Below are 19133 nucleotides of genomic sequence, written 5' to 3' on the forward strand. Positions count from 1 at the left end.
GGCGAACAGCCACCCCATGCGTGAGGGTGACATCAAGTCGTGGGTGGTGCCGTGTCGGCGCAGCACCACCCTCGGCCCTAACGCCGGCTCAGACCGCCCGCGCCCGCGTCACCACCGACTCCAGGTCCAGACTGTGCGGCAGCGTGCCGAAGGCCGTACCCCAGTCCCCGCCCAGCCGTGACGCGCAGAACGCGTCCGCGACCGCCGACGGCGCCCACCGCACCAGCAGCGAGCCCTGCAGGACGAGCGCCATCCGCTCCACCAACCGCCGCGCGCGGGCCTCGATGCCGTTCAGATCGGCGAGTTCGGTCAGGAGGTCCTTGATCGCCCCGTCCAGCCGGTGGTCCGCGCCGCGTGCCTTGCCGACCTCCTGGAGGAACGCGTTCAGCGCCTCCGGCTCACGCTGGAGCGCGCGCAGCACGTCGAGCGCCTGGACATTGCCCGAACCCTCCCAGATCGAGTTCAGCGGCGACTCACGCAACAGCCGGGGCATCCCGGACTCCTCGACATAGCCGTTGCCGCCCAGACATTCGAGCGCTTCGGCGGCGACCGGCGTACACCGCTTCGTCACCCAGTACTTGGCCGTCGGCACCGCGAGCCGCAGGAACGCCGCCTCCGCCGGCGAGCCGTCGCTCTGCACGGCGTCCTGCGCCGCCGCCAGCCGCAGCGCCAGCGTCGTCGCCGCCTCCGACTCCAGCGCCAGATCGGCCAGTACGTTGCGCATCAGCGGCTTGTCGATCAACTCGCCCCCGAACGCCCGGCGATGCGCGGCGTGATGGACCGCCTGCGCGACCGACTGGCGCATCAGCGCCGCCGACCCGAGCACACAGTCCACCCGGGTCGCCGCCACCATCTCGATGATGGTGCGCACCCCGCGCCCCTCCTCGCCGACCCGACGCGCCCAGGTGCCGTCGAACTCGACCTCGCTCGACGCGTTCGACCGGTTGCCCAGCTTGTCCTTCAGCCGCTGGATCAGGAACACGTTGCGCGTCCCGTCCGGCAGCACCCGGGGCACCAGGAAGCACGTCAGCCCGGCCGGCGCCTGCGCCAGCACCAGGAACCCGTCGCACATCGGCGCGGAGCAGAACCACTTGTGCCCGGTGAGCAGATACTCCCCGTCGGCGTCCAGCGGCCTCGCGGCCGTCGTGTTGGCCCGTACGTCGCTGCCGCCCTGCTTCTCCGTCATGCCCATCCCGAACAGCACACCGGCCTTCTCCGCGGCGGGCCGCAGACCGGGCTCGTACCGGTGCGAGGTGAGCCGCGGCTCCCACTCGGCGGCCAGCTCCGGCTCCGTCCGCAGCGCGGGCACCGCCGCGTGCGTCATGGACAGCGGGCAGCCGTTCCCGGCCTCTCCTTGCGTCCACACGTAGAACCCGGCGGCCCGGCGCAGATGCCCGTCCGGCCGGCCCCAGGCGTCCGTGAGCCCCGCCGACACGGCCCCGTCGAGGAGTTGGTGCCAGGCCGGATGGAACTCGACCTCGTCGATCCGATTGCCGTACCGGTCGTGCGTACGGAGCTTCGGCGGGTTCTCGTTGGCCTGCGTCCCCCACTCCTGTACGCGTGCCGAACCGGCCGCGAGACCGAGCGCGGACAGCTCCGAGCGTGCCTCGTCGAGGACTTCGGGCGCGGCGTGCCGCTCCAGGCCCTCCACGAGGGCCCGGTCGCCGCTGAAGACGTCGTATCCCACCAGGGGCGGAACCTGGTTGGTCACTGTGTGGGTGGTGGCAGTCATGCCGCTACGGTAAGGAGGTGCAGGCAGCAAACGAAACACCCGAGCGGCCATCGGGCCGACTCCGCCGGGCCCGTGCCCTCTACCGCAACGTCCCCATGCGGAAGATGGCCTGGCTGCTGCTGAAGGACACCGTCAACTCGTGCATCGAGTACCGGATTCTCGGTCTCGCGGCGGAGGCGGCGTTCTTCACGCTGCTCTCCCTCCCGCCGTTGATGATGGGTCTCCTCGGCCTGCTCGGGTACATAGACGACTGGACCAACACCACCACCGTCGCCTCGATCGAGGAGAACATCCTCACCGCGGTCGGCACGGTTCTCTCGGACAGAGGCGTCGACCAGATCGCGAGACCGCTCCTGTCGGACGTCACGCACGGCGGGCGCCCCGACCTCATCTCCATCGGTTTCGCCATCGCGCTCTGGTCGGGCTCACGGGCGGTGAACGTCTTCATCGACACGATCACCGTGATGTACGGACTCGACGGCCGGCGCGGCATCGTCGCCACCCGGCTGCTCGCCTTCCTGCTCTACATCGTGGCGCTGCTCATAGGCGCCGTCGTGCTGCCCCTGGCGGTGGTGGGGCCCGACCGGGTCGTCGACCTCATCCCCTGGGGTACGGAGGTCGCCAGCGTCCTGTACTGGCCGGTGGTGATCCTGCTCTCCATCGCCTTCCTGACCACGCTCTACCACGTGTCCGTGCCCGCGCGGTCACCGTGGATCGAGGACGTGCCGGGCGCGCTGGTGGCCCTCGGCATGTGGGTCTTCGGCAGCTTCCTGCTGCGGATCTATCTCACGAGCACGGTCGAGGGCCCCACCATCTACGGATCCCTCGCCGCGCCCATCGCGGTCCTCCTGTGGATAGGGATCTCGGCCTTCGCCGTCCTGGTCGGCGCGGCGGTCAACGCCGCCATCGACCGGGTCTGGCCGTCCGTCTCCACGGCGGCGGCACGCGCCGCCAACGACCGCCTGCGGGCGGCGCAGGCCGCGGAGCTGGTGGCGCGCGTGGAGGCGCTGTCGGTCGACCCGGACGACGGGGACTACGGGCCCGACCCGGACATGCCCTCGGAATTCCCGGAGCGCTGGTCCCGCTTCCTGCCGCCGGACGACCTGAAGTCCCGGTTCCACGCGGGGCGCGACAAGGAGCAGAAGCCGTAGCCGCCGCCCCGGCCCGGGGCGTTTAGCCTTGAGGTGTGTACAGGGAACGGGCGTCGCGCGTCGAGGGCGTCGTCGTGTGGACGCGGACAGCGCCGGAACGGGACGACGGCCCCGTCTACCCCGTCCTGCCGGACGGCTGCATGGATCTGCTCTGGATCGGCGGCCGGCTGAGCGTCGCCGGACCCGACACCCACGCGTTCACGCCGGACCTGGCCGGTGGCGACGGTTTCGCCGACGCCGTCGGCGTCCGTTTCGCGCCCGGCATCGCGCCCGCGCTCCTGGGCGTACCGGCGCACGAACTGCGCGACCGGCGCGTGGACCTCACCGACCTCTGGCCGGGCTCCGAGGGCCGTGACACCGCCGAGCGGGTCGCCGCCGCCACCGACCCGGCCGCCGCGCTGGAATCGGCGGCGCTGCGGCGGATGGCCGTCGCCGGACCGCCCGACCCGCTGCTGCGCGCCGTCGTGGCCGGGCTCGACGCGGGCCGCACGGTCGCCTCCGTCGCCGAGAGCGTCGGCCTCGGCACCCGGCGGCTGCACCGCCGCTCCCTGGACGCCTTCGGTTACGGTCCCAAGACCCTGGCCCGCGTTCTGCGCCTCCAGCGCGCGCTCGCGCTCGTACGGGCGTCGGTGCCGTTCGCGGAGGCCGCCGTCGTCGCGGGCTACGCCGACCAGGCGCATCTCGCCAGGGAGACGCGCGAACTGGCGGGCCTCACCCTCGGTGCCTACGCGGCGTTGGCGAACAGCGAGACGCCGCAGCCGTCCGGGTCGAGCACGACCGCGTAACGCTGGCCCCAGGTCGCGTTCCACGGCTTGAGGTGGCCGCGGTATCCGGCGCCGGTCAGCTCCGCGTAGACCGCGTCGACGTCGGCGGGGCTGTCGCAGAGGAAGTTCAGGCCCAGCCGGTCGCCGGTCGGCGGGGTCCAGTCGGGATCGAAGGAGCGCACGACGTCCTCCGTGTCCCAGGCGAGCCGCATTCCGCCCGGGAGGGCGGCTTCCACATGGGGGGCGGCGTCCGCGTCGGTGGGGATGTCCAGGCCGAGCCTGCGGTAGAAGGCGAGCGAGGCCGCCATGTCGGAGGTGACGATGCCGATCAGATCGAGTCGTGGAGTCATGGGACCAACGTAGGCGCCGACCGCCGGGCCGGTCTTGAACGAATCGGACGGGAATCGGCCGGGAGACGGACGGGAATGGGATGGGAATGGGACGGGAATCGGACGGGGCCCTGACCACCCTCGTTCGATAGCCTCGAACGGTGCTGCGGTGGGGCGGGAACAGCGAGGCGGGCGCACCGGGGGCGGGGGCGGCGGTCGGCCCCGTCGTCCGTGACACCACCCTGTGGGCGGCCCTGGCCGGGGCCGCGCTCGTCTGGTTCGTGGGACACCCCGACTCCTCCGTCGCGCTGGAACTGGTACTGCCGCTCGTCGTTCTCGCGGTGGCGATCCCGGGTGCCCGCCGATGGCCGGTCGCCGCCGTGTTCGCCGTCAACGCGCTGTGCGCGCTGGGCCTCGCCCACCCCGTCACCCCGGCCAACGCCTACGTTTTGGCGCTGGCGGTCTCGGCCTGTCTGCTGGGCACCGGACCGACCACCACCCGCCGCGCGCTGTGGACGTTCGGCGGCTGTCTGGCGATCGACCTGGCGCTCTGCGCCGTGCTGGGCGTGGGTGCGGTGTGGTGGTACTGGACGCTGTCGGTCCTGCCCCTGGCGCTGCTGGTCCCCTGGCTGTTCGGCCGCTACTGGCAGGCGCGGCTGGCGCTCGTACGAGGCGGCTGGCAGCGGGCACAGCTCCTGGAGCGGCAGCAGCGGCTCGTCGCCGAACAGGCCCGGCTGCGGGAACGGACCAGGATCGCCGCCGACATGCACGACTCACTCGGCCATGAGCTGAGCCTCATCGCGCTACGGGCGGGCGCCCTGGAACTCTCACCGACGCTGACCGGTCAAGACCGGGCGGACCTGGGTGAGTTGAGGGCCGCCGTGGCGGACGCGGTCGGTCATCTGCGTGACACCGTCGGGGTGTTGCGTGACGACGAGGGCGACCGGGCCGCCACGCCGACGGCCGAGTCCGTCGAGGAACTGGTCGACCGGGCACGGGACTCCGGCGTCACCGTCGGCCTGCGACGCGAGGGCCGCCCGGAGCCGCCCGGCCTCTCGCCGCTCGTGGAGCGGGCCGTGTACCGGGTGGTGCAGGAGTCGCTGACCAACGCGGCGAAGCACGCGCCCGGGGGAGCGGTACGGGTGCGGATCACGCACGAGGGCGGGCGCACCGAGGTGCGGGTGACCAACATGGCTTCTGCCGCAGGGCAGTTGTCGTCGGCGCGGCCCGAGTCCGGCGGGCGGGGACTGGCCGGGCTGCGTGAACGGGTTCACGTGGTCGGCGGGACACTGCGGGCGACGCCGTACGGGGGTGGGGACGGGGACGGGTTCGAGGTCGTCGCGACGATGCCGGACCTGCCGAGGAACACGGGGCGGGAGCCGGCTCCGGCACAGGAGCACGCATCGGATTCGGGGGCGGAGCCGGACTCGGAGTCCGTACGGCAGCTCACCGCCGCCCGGCACCGGACCAGGTTGCGGTTCGCCGCCGCGTTCGCGCTGCCCGGCGGATTCGGGCTGGTCGCCCTCGGATCCGCCGCCTACGCCGCGTTCCAGCTGGCGACCTGCGTGCTGCGGCCCGCCGACTTCGCGGACCTCCAAGTCGGCCGACACCGGGCGGAGTTCGCGCACCACCTTCCGGCGCGGCAGTTCCCGTACGTCTCCGACGCCACGAAGTCCCTGCCCCGGCCCGCCGGGACGGTCTGCGAGTTCTACCGGTCGAACGGCAGCTTGCTCGACCAGTCGGACGTCTACCGGCTCTGCTACGCGGGCACCCGGTTGGTGGCCAAGGACGTCGTGCCCGGCTCGGACGGCGGCTGACGGCGGCTGGCAGCGGTCGGCGACGGCGCGCGGCCGTCGCGACTACGCGTCGCGGCGCCGCAGTACCTGACGGCCGGTCAGATGGCCGACGGCCGCCCACGCCGCCACGATCAGGAAGCCCACCGGCGGTGGGTACGGTGCCTCGTCGGCCAGCATGGCGTGCGTGCCCGCGCTGTGCGGCAGGTAGTCGTTCACCGTCAGCAGCACCTCACCGCCCAGCCCCACCAGCATGGTCGGCACGCCGTACAGCAGCAGGAAGAGCACCGTCAGCACCCCGGCCGGTGCCCGCAGGGCGAACGACACACCTGCCGTCAGCACCGCCACGAGCGCCAAGTAGCAGCCCAGCAGCAGCACTTGACCGACGACCGTGGTGCGGTCGAACGTCGCGCGGCCCTCGAACGACGCCCACGCCACCGCCGTGCCCAGCACCCCGAGCAGCACACCCGCCGCGACCGCCACCACGGCGGTGACCAGCGCCTTGGCCAGTTGCACACGGTGTCTGACCGGCACCCACAGCAGCGTCGCGCGCACGCTGGTCGTCGCGTACTCGCTCGTCACCGCGGTCATCGCCAGGACGACCACCACGAACTGGACCAGCGTGGCGGCGGCCACCGGCGCGTTGCCGACCGGCTGGACGGGGTGGTCGTTGATCCGGGCGATGGCACCGTAGTAGAAGGTGAACACCCCCATCAGCACCGCGCCCGCGACCAGGCACACGTACGCCGTGCGTACCGTCCACAGCTTGGTCCACTCGGCGGCCACGGCCCCCGCGAGTCCGCCCGTCACGCCCCGCACGCCCCTCACGCGCCCGCCCCGTACTCCACGCTCTCCGCCGTCAGTTCCATGTACGCCTGCTCCAACGAGGCCGAGACCGCGCGCAGTTCATGCAGCCGGACACCCAACCCGTGCGCGGCGTCTCCCACGTCCCCGGCCGTCCGGCCCTTCACGACCAGCTCCGTCGCACCGGCCGGCGCCACGTCCGCGCCCTGCCGGGACAGTTGACCCGCGAGCGCGCGCCGGTCGTCGGCGTCGGGGACCCCCACCCGTACGGAGGCGAGTGAGCCGGCGGCCAGGAACTCCGCCATCGCCGAGTCGGCCAGCAGCTTTCCCCGCCCGATGACGACCAGTTGATCGGCCGTCAGCTGCATCTCGCTCATCAGATGGCTGGAGAGGAAGACCGTGCGGCCCTCGGAGGCCAGTGAGCGCACCAACTCGCGTACCCAGCGCACCCCGTCCGGGTCGAGACCGTTGACGGGCTCGTCGAAGACGAGGACGCGCGGGTCGCCGAGCAGGGCGCCCGCGATGCCGAGCCGCTGGTACATGCCCAGCGAGAACGCCCCGGCGCGCTTACGGGCCACCGCCGTGAGCCCCACCATCTCCAGGACTTCCTCCACCCGGCCCACCGGGATGCCGTTGCTGCGGGCCTGCGCCGTCAGATGGGCGCGGGCGGAGCGCGCCGGGTGCAGGGCTTTCGCGTCCAGCAGCGCGCCGACCTCGCGCAGGGGATGACGCAGCGCGGCGTACGGGCTGCCGTCGATGAGCGCCGTTCCCGCGGTCGGGTGGTCCAGCCCCAGGATCATGCGCATGGTGGTCGACTTCCCGGCCCCGTTCGGGCCGAGGAAGCCGGTCACCCGGCCCTCCGTGACGTCCAGTGTCAGACCGTCCACGGCGACGGTGCCGCCGTAGCGTTTCGTCAGCCCTCTCAGGGTGATCACGTGTGTGCCCGTTCCTTCCGATGCCGTCCGTCTCGGTCCTCGGACGGTACGAATCAACGGAGTTCGCGCACATCTGCCGTTCGTCGGCGATCACGCCCCTTACTTTCGGCAGGGACCCCCGCGCGGGCCGGCTCGGTACACTCCGCCGGTGGTCAGGGTGCTGGTGGCAGACGACGAGGCGCTGGTCCGCGCCGGGGTGGGCGCGATTCTGGCGCGGGATCCGGGGATCGAGGTCGTCGCGGAGGCGAGGGACGGGCAGGAGGCCGTCGACGCCGTACGCCGACACGCTCCGGACGTGGCCCTGTTGGACATCCAGATGCCGAGGCTCGACGGGATCGTCGCGGCGGAGCGGATCCACCGTGAGCTGCCGGGCACGGCGGTGGTCATGCTGACGACCTTCGGCGAGGACGACTTCATCGCCCGCGCGCTGCGTGGCGGCGCCGACGGCTTCCTGCTGAAGGCGGACGACCCCAGGGAACTGCTGACGGGCGTGCACGCGGTGGCCGGGGGCGGCGCGTACCTCTCGCCCAAGGTGGCGGCCCGTGTCGTGGCGGGGCTACGGGCGGGCGGCTCGGGCGCGGCGGCGGTCAGACCGCTGGCGGAGCGGCTGACCGAGCGGGAGCACGACGTACTGGCGCTGGTCGGATCGGGGCTCTCCAACGCCGAGATCGGCGGGCGCCTGTATGTGGTCGAGGGCACGGTGAAGGCCCATGTCAGCGCGATCCTGGCCAAGTTGGGCGTACGCAACCGGGTGGAGGCGGCGATCGCGGCGTACGAGGCGGGCCTGGTCGGCCGCGGCACCGGACCCTAGGGGGCGGGCATCCGACGGCGGGAGTACGACAGCGCGGGCATACGACAGCGGGCCGCGCCATGGGCGCGGCCCGCCGGGGATGCGTATCCCTGCGTCCGTCAGAAACTCAGAGGATCGTCACCCTCGAAGCCCCGGGGGAGGCCTCAGATGATCGAGACGCCGTAGACGCTGAGGGCCTCGGTGACCGGCTGGAAGAACGTGGTGCCGCCGGAGGAGCAGTTGCCGCTGCCGCCGGACGTGATGCCCAGCGCCGTGGTGCCGGCGAAGAGCGGGCCGCCGCTGTCGCCGGGCTCGGCGCAGACGTTGGTCTGGATGAGGCCGGAGACGATGCCGTCGGCGCCGTAGTTCACGGTCGCGTTGAGACCGGTGACCGAGCCGCCGTGCAGACCGGTGGTGCTGCCGCTGCGCTGCACGCCCTGGCCGACCGACGGGTCGCCCGCGCCGGTGATCTCCTGGTACGAGCCGTTGTACAGGTAGACCCTGCCGTCGGCCGCACCCGGGTTCGAGTGCTGGATGATCCCGTAGTCGTTGCCCGGGAAGCTGGAACCGGCGGTCGTGCCGATGGACCAGCTGCTGCCGATGTTGGTGCAGTGACCGGCGGTGATCGCGTAGTTCGCGCTGCCGTTGGTCACGTTGAAGCCGAGCGAGCAGCGGGCGCCACCGGTGGTGATGGCCTCGCCGCCGGCGATCAGCTTGCTGAAGGTGCCCGGGGTGCGCTTGATCGTCACGTCGGCCTCGGTGTCCGCGAGGGCCGACTTGACCTCGGCCAGCTCGGCCGCCGAGACGGTGGTGTCCGCGGTGACGACGATCTTGCCGGTGGCCTTGTCGGTGTACCAGGCGGTACCGGCGACGTCCGCGCCGCGAACGGCGGAGCTGGCGTCGGCGAGCTGAGCCGCCGTCACCTTGGCCTCGGGGGCCGGTGCGGCCACGGCGGACGGCACGGCGAGCGCGACGGCGGCCACGAGGCCGGTCGACACGGCGAGGACACGAGCGCGTCTGGACACGCCATTGAGGGGGGAGAAGCGCTTGAAGGTCACGAAATCCTCCATCGGTGGGGGGAAAGCACGGCCCCGTGGGGTGTGGGCCGTTGTTCGTGCGTCGGTCCGCGGCCGGTAGTTACCGGCTGTGGACCTGTCGATCCGCACGGATGGAATCGTTGACGTGCCACGCCTCGTACACAAGGCCGACTTCCGGACCCCCGACCGCCCGCGCCCCGGAACCCCGCCAAGGCCCCTCCGCCGGGGCGCCGCCACCGCTTCGCACCCGCGTGGCCAGCGGTTTGCTGCAAAGCAGCCGGGAACGGGGGCGCGGTGCGGGCCTCGGGCGTGAACTCCCAGTGAGGCGGCGGGTTTGAGCCTGTATACAGATGAGCTGCGACGGGTCACGTCACGAACACACACGGTTTGCAGGGCGATTCGGCACCCGGTATGAGCGGTGTGTACTGCCATGCTCCGGGCCGGTCAGCAGGCGCACGGCGGGGATCGGTACTGTTGCCGGTGCGGCGGTATGGGGCGTACGTACGACTTGTGTTCACCGGCTCGATGGCTGAATTTGTTCGCTACGGCCCTGAGTCGGCGGTATCCGGACTGTCCGCTTCCGGCCAGGCCGATTCTCTTGTGCGACGGCGCGAAGCGTGCTAATCCCTCAGGGACCCTCCACGGAAACATGATCGGGGCCGGTGCCGGGGCCCGGCCCGGGACCGGCGCCGTGGTGCCTGCCCAGCGGGATCACCAACGGGGTGCCGCTCACCGGATCGGTCGTGATCCGACAGCGCAGCCCGAAGACGTCCTGCACCGTCTCCACCGTCATGACGTCGGCCGGCGCGCCCTCCGCGACGATGCGGCCCGCCTTCATCGCGATGAGGTGATCGGCGTACCGGCACGCCTGGTTGAGGTCGTGCAGCACCATCACCACCGTGCGCCCCTCGGCGCGGTTGAGGTCCACGATGAGATCGAGCACGTCGATCTGATGGGCCAGGTCCAGATACGTCGTCGGCTCGTCCAGCAGCATCACACCGGTGCCCTGCGCGACCGCCATCGCGATCCAGGCACGCTGCCGCTGCCCGCCGGAGAGTTCGTCGACCGAGCGGTCGGCCAGCTCGGTCGTCGCCGTCGCCTCCAGGGCGTCGTGGACGGCCTGTTCGTCGGCCTTCGTCCACTGCCGCCACCAGGTCTGGTGCGGCGAACGCCCGCGCGTGACCAGGTCCACGACGGTCAGCCCCTCGGGCGCCACCGGCGCCTGCGGGAGGATGCCCAGCCGCTGCGCCAGCTCCCGCGTGGGGATGGAGTGCAGCTCACGCCCGTCCAGCCGGACCGCTCCCTGACGGGGCGTCAGCAGCCGGGCCAGCGCGCGCAACAGGGTCGATTTACCGCAGGCGTTGGCGCCCACGATGGCCGTGATCCGGCCCGGCGGCACGGCCAGATCCAGATCCGTGACGACCGGCCGGTCGTCGTACGCGAGGTGCAGCCCCTCCGCGCGGAGGTCGGGATCGCCGGTGCCGGCATCGGCGGCGACGGGCGTCGCGACAGCGGCCGGGGCGGGTTCGGGGACGGTGGTCGACATCGGTTCAGCCTCCAGAGCCCGCGCGGTTGACGCGGACGAGCAGCCACAGGAGCACGGGTGCGCCGAGCACCCCGGTGACGATCCCGACGGGCAGTTCGGTGTCGGGGATCAGTTCGCGTGCCAGGACGTCGGACACGAGGACGACGAGCGCGCCGGTCAGCCCGGCGGCCAACGGCGGCGGCCAGGCGGTACGGGCCACCCGCTGGGCGATCTGCGGCGCGGCCAGCGCCACGAAGGCGACCGGACCGGCGGCGGCGGTCGCGAACGCGACCAGACCGACCCCCACCAGCAGGACCACCAGCCGTACCGTCTGGACCCGGGTGCCCAGCCCCTTCGCCACGTCGTCGCCGAGCAGGAGCGTACGCATCAGCCGCCCCATCAGCAGCGCGGCGGGCAGCAGCACCGCCAGCGCCACGGCGAGCGGCGCGCCCTGCTGCCAGTCGCGCCCGTTGAGGTTTCCGACGAGCCAGCCCATCGACGCCTGCGCCTCGAACCGGCCGCCCCGGGCGAGCAGATAGTCGGTCGCGCTCAGACACATCCAGGACACGCCGATGCCGACGAGGATGATCCGGTAGCCGGTCGTACCGCGCCGCCAGGCCAGCGTGTACACCAGCAGCGCGCTGACCAGCGCGCCGAGCAGGCCGAGCAGTTGGGGGCCGAGACCGAAGTCCCAGCCGAGGACGATGCCCGCGACCACCGCCGTACCGGCGCCCTGCGTCAGCCCGATCATGTCGGGGCTGGCGAGCGGATTGCGGGTCATGGTCTGGAACAGCGCGCCGGACACCCCGAGGGCGAGACCCGCGAGCAGGCCCACCATGGCGCGCGGCAGCCGCAGTTCCTGGACGACGAGGACGGTCCCCGCGTCGCCCGAGCCGGTCAGCGCGCCGGCGACGTCCGTGAGCGGGATGCCGTACTCGCCGACCGAGACGTCCCAGCACAGCGCCGCGAACACGGCGACGGCCAGCACGGCGCAGACGGCGACGAGACGGGGGCGTACGACGCCGGAGACCGGCGGCCTGGCCAGCCGGAAGGGCCGGCCCCGTCGTGCGGGACTCTTCGAAAGCCCCTTGGAAACGGGGGAGTTGACATCGACGGTCATGGCTCATACCTCCGCGAGCCGGCGCCGCCGGACCAGGACGACGAAGAACGGCCCGCCGATGAACGCCACGATGACGCCCGCCTGCACCTCGACGGGGCTGGCGAGCAGCCGGCCCACGATGTCGGCGGCGAGCAGCAGGCAGGCGGCGAGCACGGCGGAGAGCGGCAGCAGCCACCGGTGGTCCGGGCCGATGCCCGCCCACTGGGCCAGCACCCGCGCGACATGCGGGACGACAAGACCGATGAAGACCACCGGCCCGATCACGGCGACGGAACCGCCGGTCAGCAGTGTCACGGCGATGACACCCTGGAGGCGCAGCAGCCCCAGCCGGCGCCCGAGCGAGGTGGCGACGTCGTCACCGAGCGCGAGACTGTTCAGCGCCGGGGCGATGAGCACCGCGAGGACGGCGCCGACGACCAGGAACGGCAGGATCCGCAGGACCGTCGCCGCGTCCTGACCGGCGAGCGAGCCCGCCGACCAGAACCGGTAGCGGTCCAGTGCGTCCGGGTCGGTCAGGACGACGGCACTGGTCAGCGACGTCAGTACGGACGTGATGGTGACCCCGGCGAGGGCCAGCTTCACCGGCGTCGGCCCGGACCGGCCGAGGCGCCCGAGCTGGTGGACGAGCACGCTCGCCGCCATGGCCCCGGCGAACGCGAACCAGATGTAGCCGTTCAGCCCGCTCAGCCCCAGGAGCCCGGCGGCGACGACGATGGCGAACGCGGCGCCCGCGCTCACCCCGAGGATCCCGGGATCGGCGAGCGGATTGTGCGTCAGCGCCTGCATCACCGCGCCGGACAGGCCCAACGCGGCGCCCGCCGCCACCGCGAGGCCGGTACGGGGGACCCGTACCGACATGATCACGTCCTCGACGCGCGTGCCGACCGGCTGCCCGGTCAGGGCGTCGAGCACCTGACCGGGCGGGATCCGCAGGGCGCCGAGCCCGAGCGACAGCAGACACAGCGCGACGAACACGACGGCGATGAGGGTGACGAGCAGCGCGGGGCGCCACCGCGCGCCACGGCCGACGGTGTCGGCGACGGTCGCGCGCCCGGTCACGTTCGCGCTCACCTTGCCGGCCGCCTTCTCCGTCATGTTCTCGGCCCGGGTCTTGCTCTCGGTCCCGGCCATCGTCAGGACGCCGGCGAGCTGACCTTGGTGGCCGGCTTGCCGTCGACGGCCGCGGCGAGCATCGGCGCGAGCCGGTCGACGGTGTAGGGCACGCTCAGCAGCGACCCGAACGAGACGGCGTAGCCGAAGTCGCTGGGCTCCTTGACGAGCACCTCGCGGCCTTCCTCGACCACGGCGAGCTTCCCGTACAGCGGGTCCTTGTGCAGCTTCGGGCCGTCCTTCGCCGGGTCCGTCATCAGCCAGACCAGGGCGTCGGTGTCGAGCAGATCGGTGCGCTCCTTGCTGATGTTGGCGCCGAACTCGTCCCCGATCGCCTTGTCGAGCCCGTCGGGCAGGCTGAAGCCCAGCGACTGGAGAAGCCGGGGCCGGGTGTCCTGGCTGCCGAAGACGAACATGCCCTCGTACGGGGTGGCCACCGCGGCGGTCGCGGTCTTGAACTGCGGGTACTTCGCCGCCACCTCCTCGATGTGCTTCTCGGTGTCCGCGACGAGCTTCTTCGCCTCGTCGGACTTGCCGAGCACCGTGCCGACGGTCTCGGTCTGCTTCTGCCACGGAATGCCGAAGTCCCGGTACTCCTTGGGCTGGGCGATCACCGGGGCGATCTTCGACAGGGTGTTGTACTGCTCCTTGGTGAGACCCGCGTACAGCGCGAGGATCACGTCGGGCCGCAGCGCGGCGATCTTCTCCGGCTGCGGTCCGGTGCCGGTGTCCTTCAGTACGGTCGGAGCCGCCTTGCCGCCGAGCTTGTCGGCCGCCCACGGCCCGATCGCGCCCTTGAAGCCGCCGAGCCATTCGGTGGTGCCGACCGGGACCTTGCCGAGTGCGAGAAGCGCGTCCTGGTCGGTGAGACCGACGGTCACGACGCGCGCCGGGTCCACGGGGACCTCGGTGCTGCCGTACTTGTGCTTGACGGTCACCTTGGCCGAGGCCTTGCCGTCGCTGCCGCTGTCGTCGTCGCCGGAACCGCACGCGGCGGTGCCCAGGAGCAGCACGACCGAGACGGCCGTGGCGGTGAGTCGGGTGTGATGGGACATGTGTGGTCCTCGGGGATCGGATGGAGCGGACAGGAAGAGGTGGGGGGCGAGGGGGATCAGGGCGGCGAGGCGGTCCGGCTGCCCGACCAGGCGGTCCAGAGCGCGGAGTACGGTCCGCCGGCGTCGCGCAGCGCCTCGTGCGTACCGCTTTCCACGACGCGCCCGCCGTCGAGTACGACGACCCGGTCGGCGGCCACGGCCTGCGTGAGCCGGTGGGCGACGACCAGCGACGTACGGCCGGCGAGCGCGGCAGCCGCCGAACGCTCCAGCACGCGGGCACCGGCGCTGCCTGCCTCGGCCGTCGCCTCGTCGAGCACGGCGACCGGGGGATCGGTCAACACCAGCCGCGCGAGGGCGAGTTGCTGAGCCCTCGCCGCGTCGAGCTGGTGCCCGCCCTCGCCGACGACGGTGTCAAGACCGTCGGGCAGGGCCTCGGCCCAGGACAGCGCGTGCACGGTCGACAGGGCGTCGCGCAACTCGGCGTCGGTGGCGTCGGCACGGGCGAGTCGCAGATCGTCGCGGAGCGTCCCGGCGAAGACATGCACTTCCTGGGTGACCAGCACGACGTCGGCCCCCCGCTCCTCGCCCCGCCCACCGATCCGCACGCTCCCGCCGGTCGGCGCCTGCACACCGGCGACGAGCCGGGCGAGGGTGGACTTCCCGGCCCCACTGGTCCCGACCAACGCGACCTGCTCGCCGACGGCGAGCACGAGGGACACGTCGTGCAGGACGGCGGGCCCGGCCCCGTACGCGTGACTCACCCGGCTGACGGCGACGGCGTCGCCTCCGGCGCGGCGGGAGGCGCCTGCGGTGCCTTGGGCGGGGTCGCCGGTCTTGGCCGTGACCTTGCCGCGAATCGCCGCGCCGTTTGCGGCGTCGAGCCCGCCTCCGGCGCCGTTGTCGGTCCCGCCGGCGGCGTCCACCGTGGTGTCGGCTGCCGCCGACGTCCTGGCATCGGCCGTGCCTTCGGCGACCATGCGGGCCTTGGCCGTGCTGTGCCTCTCGGCTTCGGCCGTGCCCCGGGCCGCCACGCTGGTCGCGGCCGTGACCATGCCGCGAACCGCCGCACCGCCCGCCCGCGCGGCCGGTACTCGACCCGCCCCGTCCACCGGCCGGCCCCCCACGCCCTCGATCTCGTGCAGATCCGTCACACCCACCAGCCGCGCCAGGCCCGCGCCCGCCTGTTGGGCGTCGTCCAGCAGGACCAGGGCCGCGTTCACCGGGCCGAACAGGCTGTGGAAGTACAGGGCGGCGGCCGTGGCCGTGCCGACCGACACCGCGCCGTCGCCTACCAGCAGCCAGCCCGTGATCAGTACGGCTCCGAGGCCCAGGTACTCGGCCACGTGCAGCCGCCCGTAGAAGCCCAGCACCAGCCGGACGCCACGCATCGTCAGGTCGACCGCCGCGCGGGAGCGGGCGGCGACCCGTTCCGTGTGTTCCGTCTCCAGCAGATAGCCGCGCACCGTCGACGCGCCGCCGATGGTCTCCAGGAGCTGTTGCTGCTGCGCCCCCGTCGCCACCCGCTGGCGCGCGTAGAGCGTGACGGCCCGGCGGACGTACCAGCGCGCCGTGAGGGCCTGTACGGGCACCGCGACCAGCGCGGCCAGCAGGAACCGCCAGTCCAGCACCGCCATCGCGGCGAGCGTGAGCACGATCGCCAGGACCGAGCGGGCCAGTTCGGGCAGCGCCGACCGTACGGCCTCGGCCACCCGCGCGACATCGCCGGTCACCCGCGCCGTCAGGTCACCCGAACCCGCGCGCTCCAGCCGGTCCGCAGGCAGTGACAGCGCGCGGTCCACGAACTGCTCGCGCAGCCTGGCCAGTACGGTCTCGCCGAGCCGGGCGACCCGGGTGAGACCGAGCGTCGTCGCCGCCCCCTGCACCACGGCCACCACGACCAGCAGTACCACCGGCAGCGTCAGATCGTCGGCCGGACGGCGGTCGGCCACGATGTCGACCACCTGGCCGAGCAGCGGCTGGACGAGCAGCCCGACCGCGGTGGCCGCGATCAGTACGACCAGCGCGACGACCGCTCGCAGGCGGTCGGGGCGCACGAGCGTCATGACCGCCGCGCGGGTCCTGGCCGCCGAGGCGACGGGCAGCAACTCCCGTGCCTCGTCCCCTATACCGGCGCTCCCGTCCGTACCGGCGCTCACGTCAGCACCGCCGTCCGGTAGACCGAGCTGCGGCTCACCAGCTCCTCGTGGGCGGCGCTGTCGGTGATCCGGCCCCCGTCGACCAGCACCACCCGGTCCGTGGCGGCGAGCAGCGCGGGGCTGCTGGTGACGAGCACGGTGGTACGGCCCTTCCGGTGCCCGCGTATCCCGACGGCGATCCGCGCCTCGGTGGCCGCGTCCACGGCGGTCGTCGGGTCGTGCACGACCAGCACGTCCCGGTCGGCCGCCAACGCCCTTGCCAGTGCGACGCGTTGACGCTGTCCGCCGGAGAGCGACCGGCCCCGCTCGCCGACCGGGGCCGCGCCACCGCCCGGCAGCGTCGCGGCGACCTCGTCGGCGCCCGCCGCCGCCATCGCGGGCCGCGGATCTACGCCGGCGGGCGCGGCGGCGGTGATGTTGTCGTGCAGGCTGCCGTCGAAAAGCTGCGCGTCGTGCTCCGCGACGAGCAGCGCCGCCCGCAGCTCCGAGGGCGCGAGCGCCGGGATCGGCACACCGTCCAACTCCACGCGTCCCGCCGCCGGGTCGACGCGCCGCGCCAGACAGCGCAGCAGCGTGGCCGCGTCGGCGGGGTCGGTGACGACGATGCCCAGGTGCTCGCCGGGCCGTACGACGAGGTCGAGCCCGGTGAGACCGCCCTGGGTGAGTCCGCGCAGCCGCAGTTCGCCGCGCGGCGGCGAGGGCAGGGCGACCTGCGGCAGCTCGCCGTCGGTGAACTCCCCGGGCGCGGCGAGCACTTCGGCGATCCGCGCCGCCGACGCCCGGCCACGCGCCAGCTCGGCGCCGACCCACGCGAGCACCCCGATCGGCCCCGGCAGGAACAGCGCGAGCCCGACGGCCGACACCAGCTCGCCGAGACCGATGGAGTCCGTCAGTACGAGCCGGCCGCCCACCAGGGCCACCAGCGCGATGAATCCGCCGGTGAGCGTCACCATGAGGCCGCTCTGGACGGCCTCGGCCCGCGCGGCGCGGATGTTCGCGGCCAGCGACTCGCGGCTGGTGCGCCGGTAGCGCTCGACGGCCGCGCGCTCCGCCCGCAGTCCCTTCAACACCCGCACCCCGGCGACGAGATCGGCCGCGACGCCCGACGCGTGCGCCGCGCGCTCCTGCTCGGCCTCGCTGCGCTGCTGCAACGGACGGGCCAGGAAGTGGCCGAGAACCATCAGCACCGGAGCGCCGAGCAGGACGAGCAGGCCGAGCGTCAGCGACGTACGCAGCAGGAACACCGCGCCCGCGACAACCCCGACCACCGCCGCGATCCCCAGCGGCACCGCCATGTTGACGGCGCCGACCCGGCGCGCGTCCTCCGTCGCGACGGTCACCAGCGTGCCGGGCGGCCGGCCCGCCTCGGTGCCGCCGTGCGGGGCGAGGACCCGCCGTACGACGTCCAGCCGCAGCAGATGCGCCGAGCGTTCGGCGGCGCCCTCGGCGATCCGGGCGCCGACCTGGAAACCGAGCGAGAGCATCACGTAGACGACGGCGAGGACGACGAGCCACCGGGCGAGCGCGCCACCGTCGGGGTGGACGACGGCGCGGTCGACGACCAGACCGATGAGAACGGGAACGAGCGCCTCGCCGATCTGGTGGGCCGCGCCCAGCACCGAGCTGAGGACGACACTCCGGCGCTGTCCCAGGACGGTGGCGCGCATGACGCCACGCCCGGACGCGTCAGCCTCCACGCTCTGCTCCTTGCCCACGTCGATCTCGGTGACGATCGACCACCCGGTCAAAAGAAGGCAAGGCTAACCTACGTACTTTCGTCCGTCGTGATCGGCCGTGATCGGCCGAGGCCGGCCGTGAGCCCGGGGCATGGCATGGACGCGGCCGATGGGGAAACCCGGAAGGGCATGACGGACGACACGAGAAGACCCGACACGAGAAGACCGGACCGGACGAGGCCCAAGGGTCGTGACGAGTCGCCGGAGGAGCAGGCCGACCGGCGCTGGGCGGAACTGCTTCAGGAGGTACGCGTCGCGCAGACCGGGGTGCAGATCCTGTTCGGCTTCCTGCTCACCGTCGTCTTCCAGCCGCGCTTCACCGACCTGTCGGACACCGACACCAACATCTACCTCGCGACGGTGGTCCTCGGAGCCGTCACCACCGGCGCGCTCATCGCGCCCGTGTCCTTCCACCGGATGGTCACGGGGCGGCAGTTGAAGCCCCAGATGGTCGAGTGGGCGTCCCGCCTCACCGTCGTAGGGCTGGTCTTCCTGCTGTGCACCATGGCGTCGGCCCTGCTGCTGATACTGCGCGTGGCGCTGCACAACGCCGTCGCGCTGTGGATCGTCGCGGGACTCGTCCTGTGGTTCGTGCTCTGCTGGTTCGTCCTGCCGGCCTGGGCCCGCCGCGACAACGCCAGGACGGAGGAGGACTGATCAGGCCGGGCGGTCCTGGAGCACGGACAGCGTGTTGCCCGCCGGGTCGGTGAACCACGCGATGTACGGGCCGCCGAGCCGGAAGATGCCCCGGTCGTCGGTCTCCATGGCGGGGTAGCGCTCGAAACTCACGCCCCGCCGGACCAGCTCGTCGACGGCCGTCTCGATGTCGTCCACGGGGAAGTTGAGGATCGTGTACGTGGCGGGGACATGGTCCGGCTTCGGGTAGACCAGCACCTCCGCCCCGCCCGCGAGACGCAGCTGCAGCATGCCGTTCGCCTCGGCGACGTCCAGCCCCAGCGTCTCGCCGTAGAAGAGACGGGCCCTCGGGATGTCGTCCACGGCGAAACCGCTGAACGCCTTGCTTCTGCCGAGCATGGCTGCGTCCTCTCGTCCGGAAGGAGGGCCGGTTCGCGGCCCTCCCTCCGACCGTACAAGG

At 72.7% G+C, this 19133-nt stretch carries 17 protein-coding genes; 5 read left to right on the forward strand and 12 right to left on the reverse strand.

The window, feature by feature from the left end; genetic code table 11:
- Positions 1-88: 88 nt before the first annotated feature.
- A complete protein-coding gene (locus ACFT9I_RS04225; protein WP_382560429.1) occupies positions 89-1732 on the reverse strand; it encodes an acyl-CoA dehydrogenase family protein in 1644 nt (547 codons plus the stop codon).
- A gap of 17 nt (positions 1733-1749) precedes the next feature.
- Between ACFT9I_RS04225 and ACFT9I_RS04230 the strand changes: the two genes are divergently transcribed.
- Entirely contained in the window at positions 1750-2883 is a 1134-nt protein-coding gene (locus ACFT9I_RS04230; protein ID WP_382560432.1) for a YihY/virulence factor BrkB family protein, read from the forward strand.
- A gap of 35 nt (positions 2884-2918) precedes the next feature.
- On the forward strand, positions 2919-3668 hold the full coding sequence (locus ACFT9I_RS04235) for a helix-turn-helix domain-containing protein (protein ID WP_382560435.1): 750 nt from the start codon (positions 2919-2921) through the stop codon (positions 3666-3668).
- Here ACFT9I_RS04235 and ACFT9I_RS04240 read toward each other — a convergent pair.
- Complete coding sequence (locus tag ACFT9I_RS04240; protein WP_382560437.1) at positions 3608-3997, reverse strand: VOC family protein; 390 nt, start codon at positions 3995-3997, stop codon at positions 3608-3610. The genes ACFT9I_RS04235 and ACFT9I_RS04240 overlap by 61 nt on opposite strands.
- A 140-nt stretch (positions 3998-4137) precedes the next feature.
- On the opposite strand from ACFT9I_RS04240, the gene ACFT9I_RS04245 reads away from it, so the two are divergent.
- A complete protein-coding gene (locus ACFT9I_RS04245) occupies positions 4138-5793 on the forward strand; it encodes a sensor histidine kinase (protein WP_382560440.1) in 1656 nt (551 codons plus the stop codon).
- Positions 5794-5835: 42 nt separating this feature from the next.
- Here ACFT9I_RS04245 and ACFT9I_RS04250 read toward each other — a convergent pair whose 3' ends face one another.
- The gene (locus ACFT9I_RS04250; protein WP_382560442.1) at positions 5836-6579 is read right to left on the reverse strand and encodes an ABC transporter permease; all 744 of its coding nucleotides are present in this window, start codon (positions 6577-6579) and stop codon (positions 5836-5838) included.
- Positions 6580-6593: 14 nt separating this feature from the next.
- Complete coding sequence (locus tag ACFT9I_RS04255; RefSeq protein ID WP_382560445.1) at positions 6594-7508, reverse strand: ATP-binding cassette domain-containing protein; 915 nt, start codon at positions 7506-7508, stop codon at positions 6594-6596.
- A 157-nt stretch (positions 7509-7665) separates the two neighbouring features.
- Here ACFT9I_RS04255 and ACFT9I_RS04260 point away from each other — a divergent pair, with 157 nt between their 5' ends.
- On the forward strand, positions 7666-8319 hold the full coding sequence (locus ACFT9I_RS04260) for a response regulator (RefSeq protein ID WP_382560819.1): 654 nt from the start codon (positions 7666-7668) through the stop codon (positions 8317-8319).
- Between the two features lie 143 nt (positions 8320-8462).
- Here the strand turns inward: ACFT9I_RS04260 and ACFT9I_RS04265 are convergent, their stop codons facing one another.
- The 7 genes from ACFT9I_RS04265 to ACFT9I_RS04295 form a co-directional block, all read right to left on the reverse strand.
- Positions 8463-9368, reverse strand: coding sequence for a S1 family peptidase (locus ACFT9I_RS04265; protein ID WP_382560448.1), 906 nt, complete (start codon positions 9366-9368; stop codon positions 8463-8465).
- A gap of 595 nt (positions 9369-9963) precedes the next feature.
- Positions 9964-10881: an ABC transporter ATP-binding protein gene (locus tag ACFT9I_RS04270; protein WP_382560451.1), complete on the reverse strand. Its 918-nt coding sequence runs from the start codon at positions 10879-10881 to the stop codon at positions 9964-9966.
- 4 nt (positions 10882-10885) lie between these two features.
- Positions 10886-11980 carry a FecCD family ABC transporter permease gene (locus tag ACFT9I_RS04275; protein ID WP_382560454.1) on the reverse strand — a complete coding sequence of 365 codons (1095 nt, stop codon included), beginning with the start codon at positions 11978-11980 and terminating at the stop codon, positions 10886-10888.
- A gap of 3 nt (positions 11981-11983) precedes the next feature.
- Positions 11984-12979, reverse strand: a complete 996-nt coding sequence (locus ACFT9I_RS04280) for a FecCD family ABC transporter permease (protein WP_382560822.1) — start codon at positions 12977-12979, stop codon at positions 11984-11986.
- 134 nt (positions 12980-13113) lie between these two features.
- Entirely contained in the window at positions 13114-14145 is a 1032-nt protein-coding gene (locus tag ACFT9I_RS04285; RefSeq protein WP_382560456.1) for an iron-siderophore ABC transporter substrate-binding protein, read from the reverse strand.
- Between the two features lie 56 nt (positions 14146-14201).
- Positions 14202-16301 carry an ABC transporter ATP-binding protein gene (locus tag ACFT9I_RS04290; RefSeq protein WP_382560459.1) on the reverse strand — a complete coding sequence of 700 codons (2100 nt, stop codon included), beginning with the start codon at positions 16299-16301 and terminating at the stop codon, positions 14202-14204.
- A complete protein-coding gene (locus tag ACFT9I_RS04295; protein ID WP_382560824.1) occupies positions 16298-17998 on the reverse strand; it encodes an ABC transporter ATP-binding protein in 1701 nt (566 codons plus the stop codon). The genes ACFT9I_RS04290 and ACFT9I_RS04295 overlap by 4 nt, the downstream gene beginning before the upstream one ends.
- A gap of 168 nt (positions 17999-18166) precedes the next feature.
- Between ACFT9I_RS04295 and ACFT9I_RS04300 the strand changes: the two genes are divergently transcribed.
- Positions 18167-18694, forward strand: a complete 528-nt coding sequence (locus ACFT9I_RS04300; RefSeq protein ID WP_382560462.1) for a DUF6328 family protein — start codon at positions 18167-18169, stop codon at positions 18692-18694.
- Here ACFT9I_RS04300 and ACFT9I_RS04305 read toward each other — a convergent pair whose 3' ends face one another.
- Entirely contained in the window at positions 18695-19072 is a 378-nt protein-coding gene (locus ACFT9I_RS04305) for a VOC family protein (RefSeq protein ID WP_382560464.1), read from the reverse strand.
- Positions 19073-19133: the final 61 nt, after the last annotated feature.

Origin of the sequence: Streptomyces sp. NPDC057137 (assembly GCF_042670825.1) — a bacterium.
GTDB lineage: Bacteria > Actinomycetota > Actinomycetes > Streptomycetales > Streptomycetaceae > Streptomyces.

Bases quoted from the DNA above. Each gene is read 5' to 3' on its own strand.
- ACFT9I_RS04225 (WP_382560429.1), bottom strand. From the start codon at position 1,732: ATGACTGCCACCACCCACACAGTGACCAACCAGGTTCCGCCCCTGGTG.
- ACFT9I_RS04240 (WP_382560437.1), bottom strand. From the start codon at position 3,997: ATGACTCCACGACTCGATCTGATCGGCATCGTCACCTCCGACATGGCG.
- ACFT9I_RS04265 (WP_382560448.1), bottom strand. From the start codon at position 9,368: ATGGAGGATTTCGTGACCTTCAAGCGCTTCTCCCCCCTCAATGGCGTG.
- ACFT9I_RS04270 (WP_382560451.1), bottom strand. From the start codon at position 10,881: ATGTCGACCACCGTCCCCGAACCCGCCCCGGCCGCTGTCGCGACGCCC.
- ACFT9I_RS04275 (WP_382560454.1), bottom strand. From the start codon at position 11,980: ATGACCGTCGATGTCAACTCCCCCGTTTCCAAGGGGCTTTCGAAGAGT.
- ACFT9I_RS04285 (WP_382560456.1), bottom strand. From the start codon at position 14,145: ATGTCCCATCACACCCGACTCACCGCCACGGCCGTCTCGGTCGTGCTG.
- ACFT9I_RS04300 (WP_382560462.1), top strand. From the start codon at position 18,167: ATGACGGACGACACGAGAAGACCCGACACGAGAAGACCGGACCGGACG.
- ACFT9I_RS04305 (WP_382560464.1), bottom strand. From the start codon at position 19,072: ATGCTCGGCAGAAGCAAGGCGTTCAGCGGTTTCGCCGTGGACGACATC.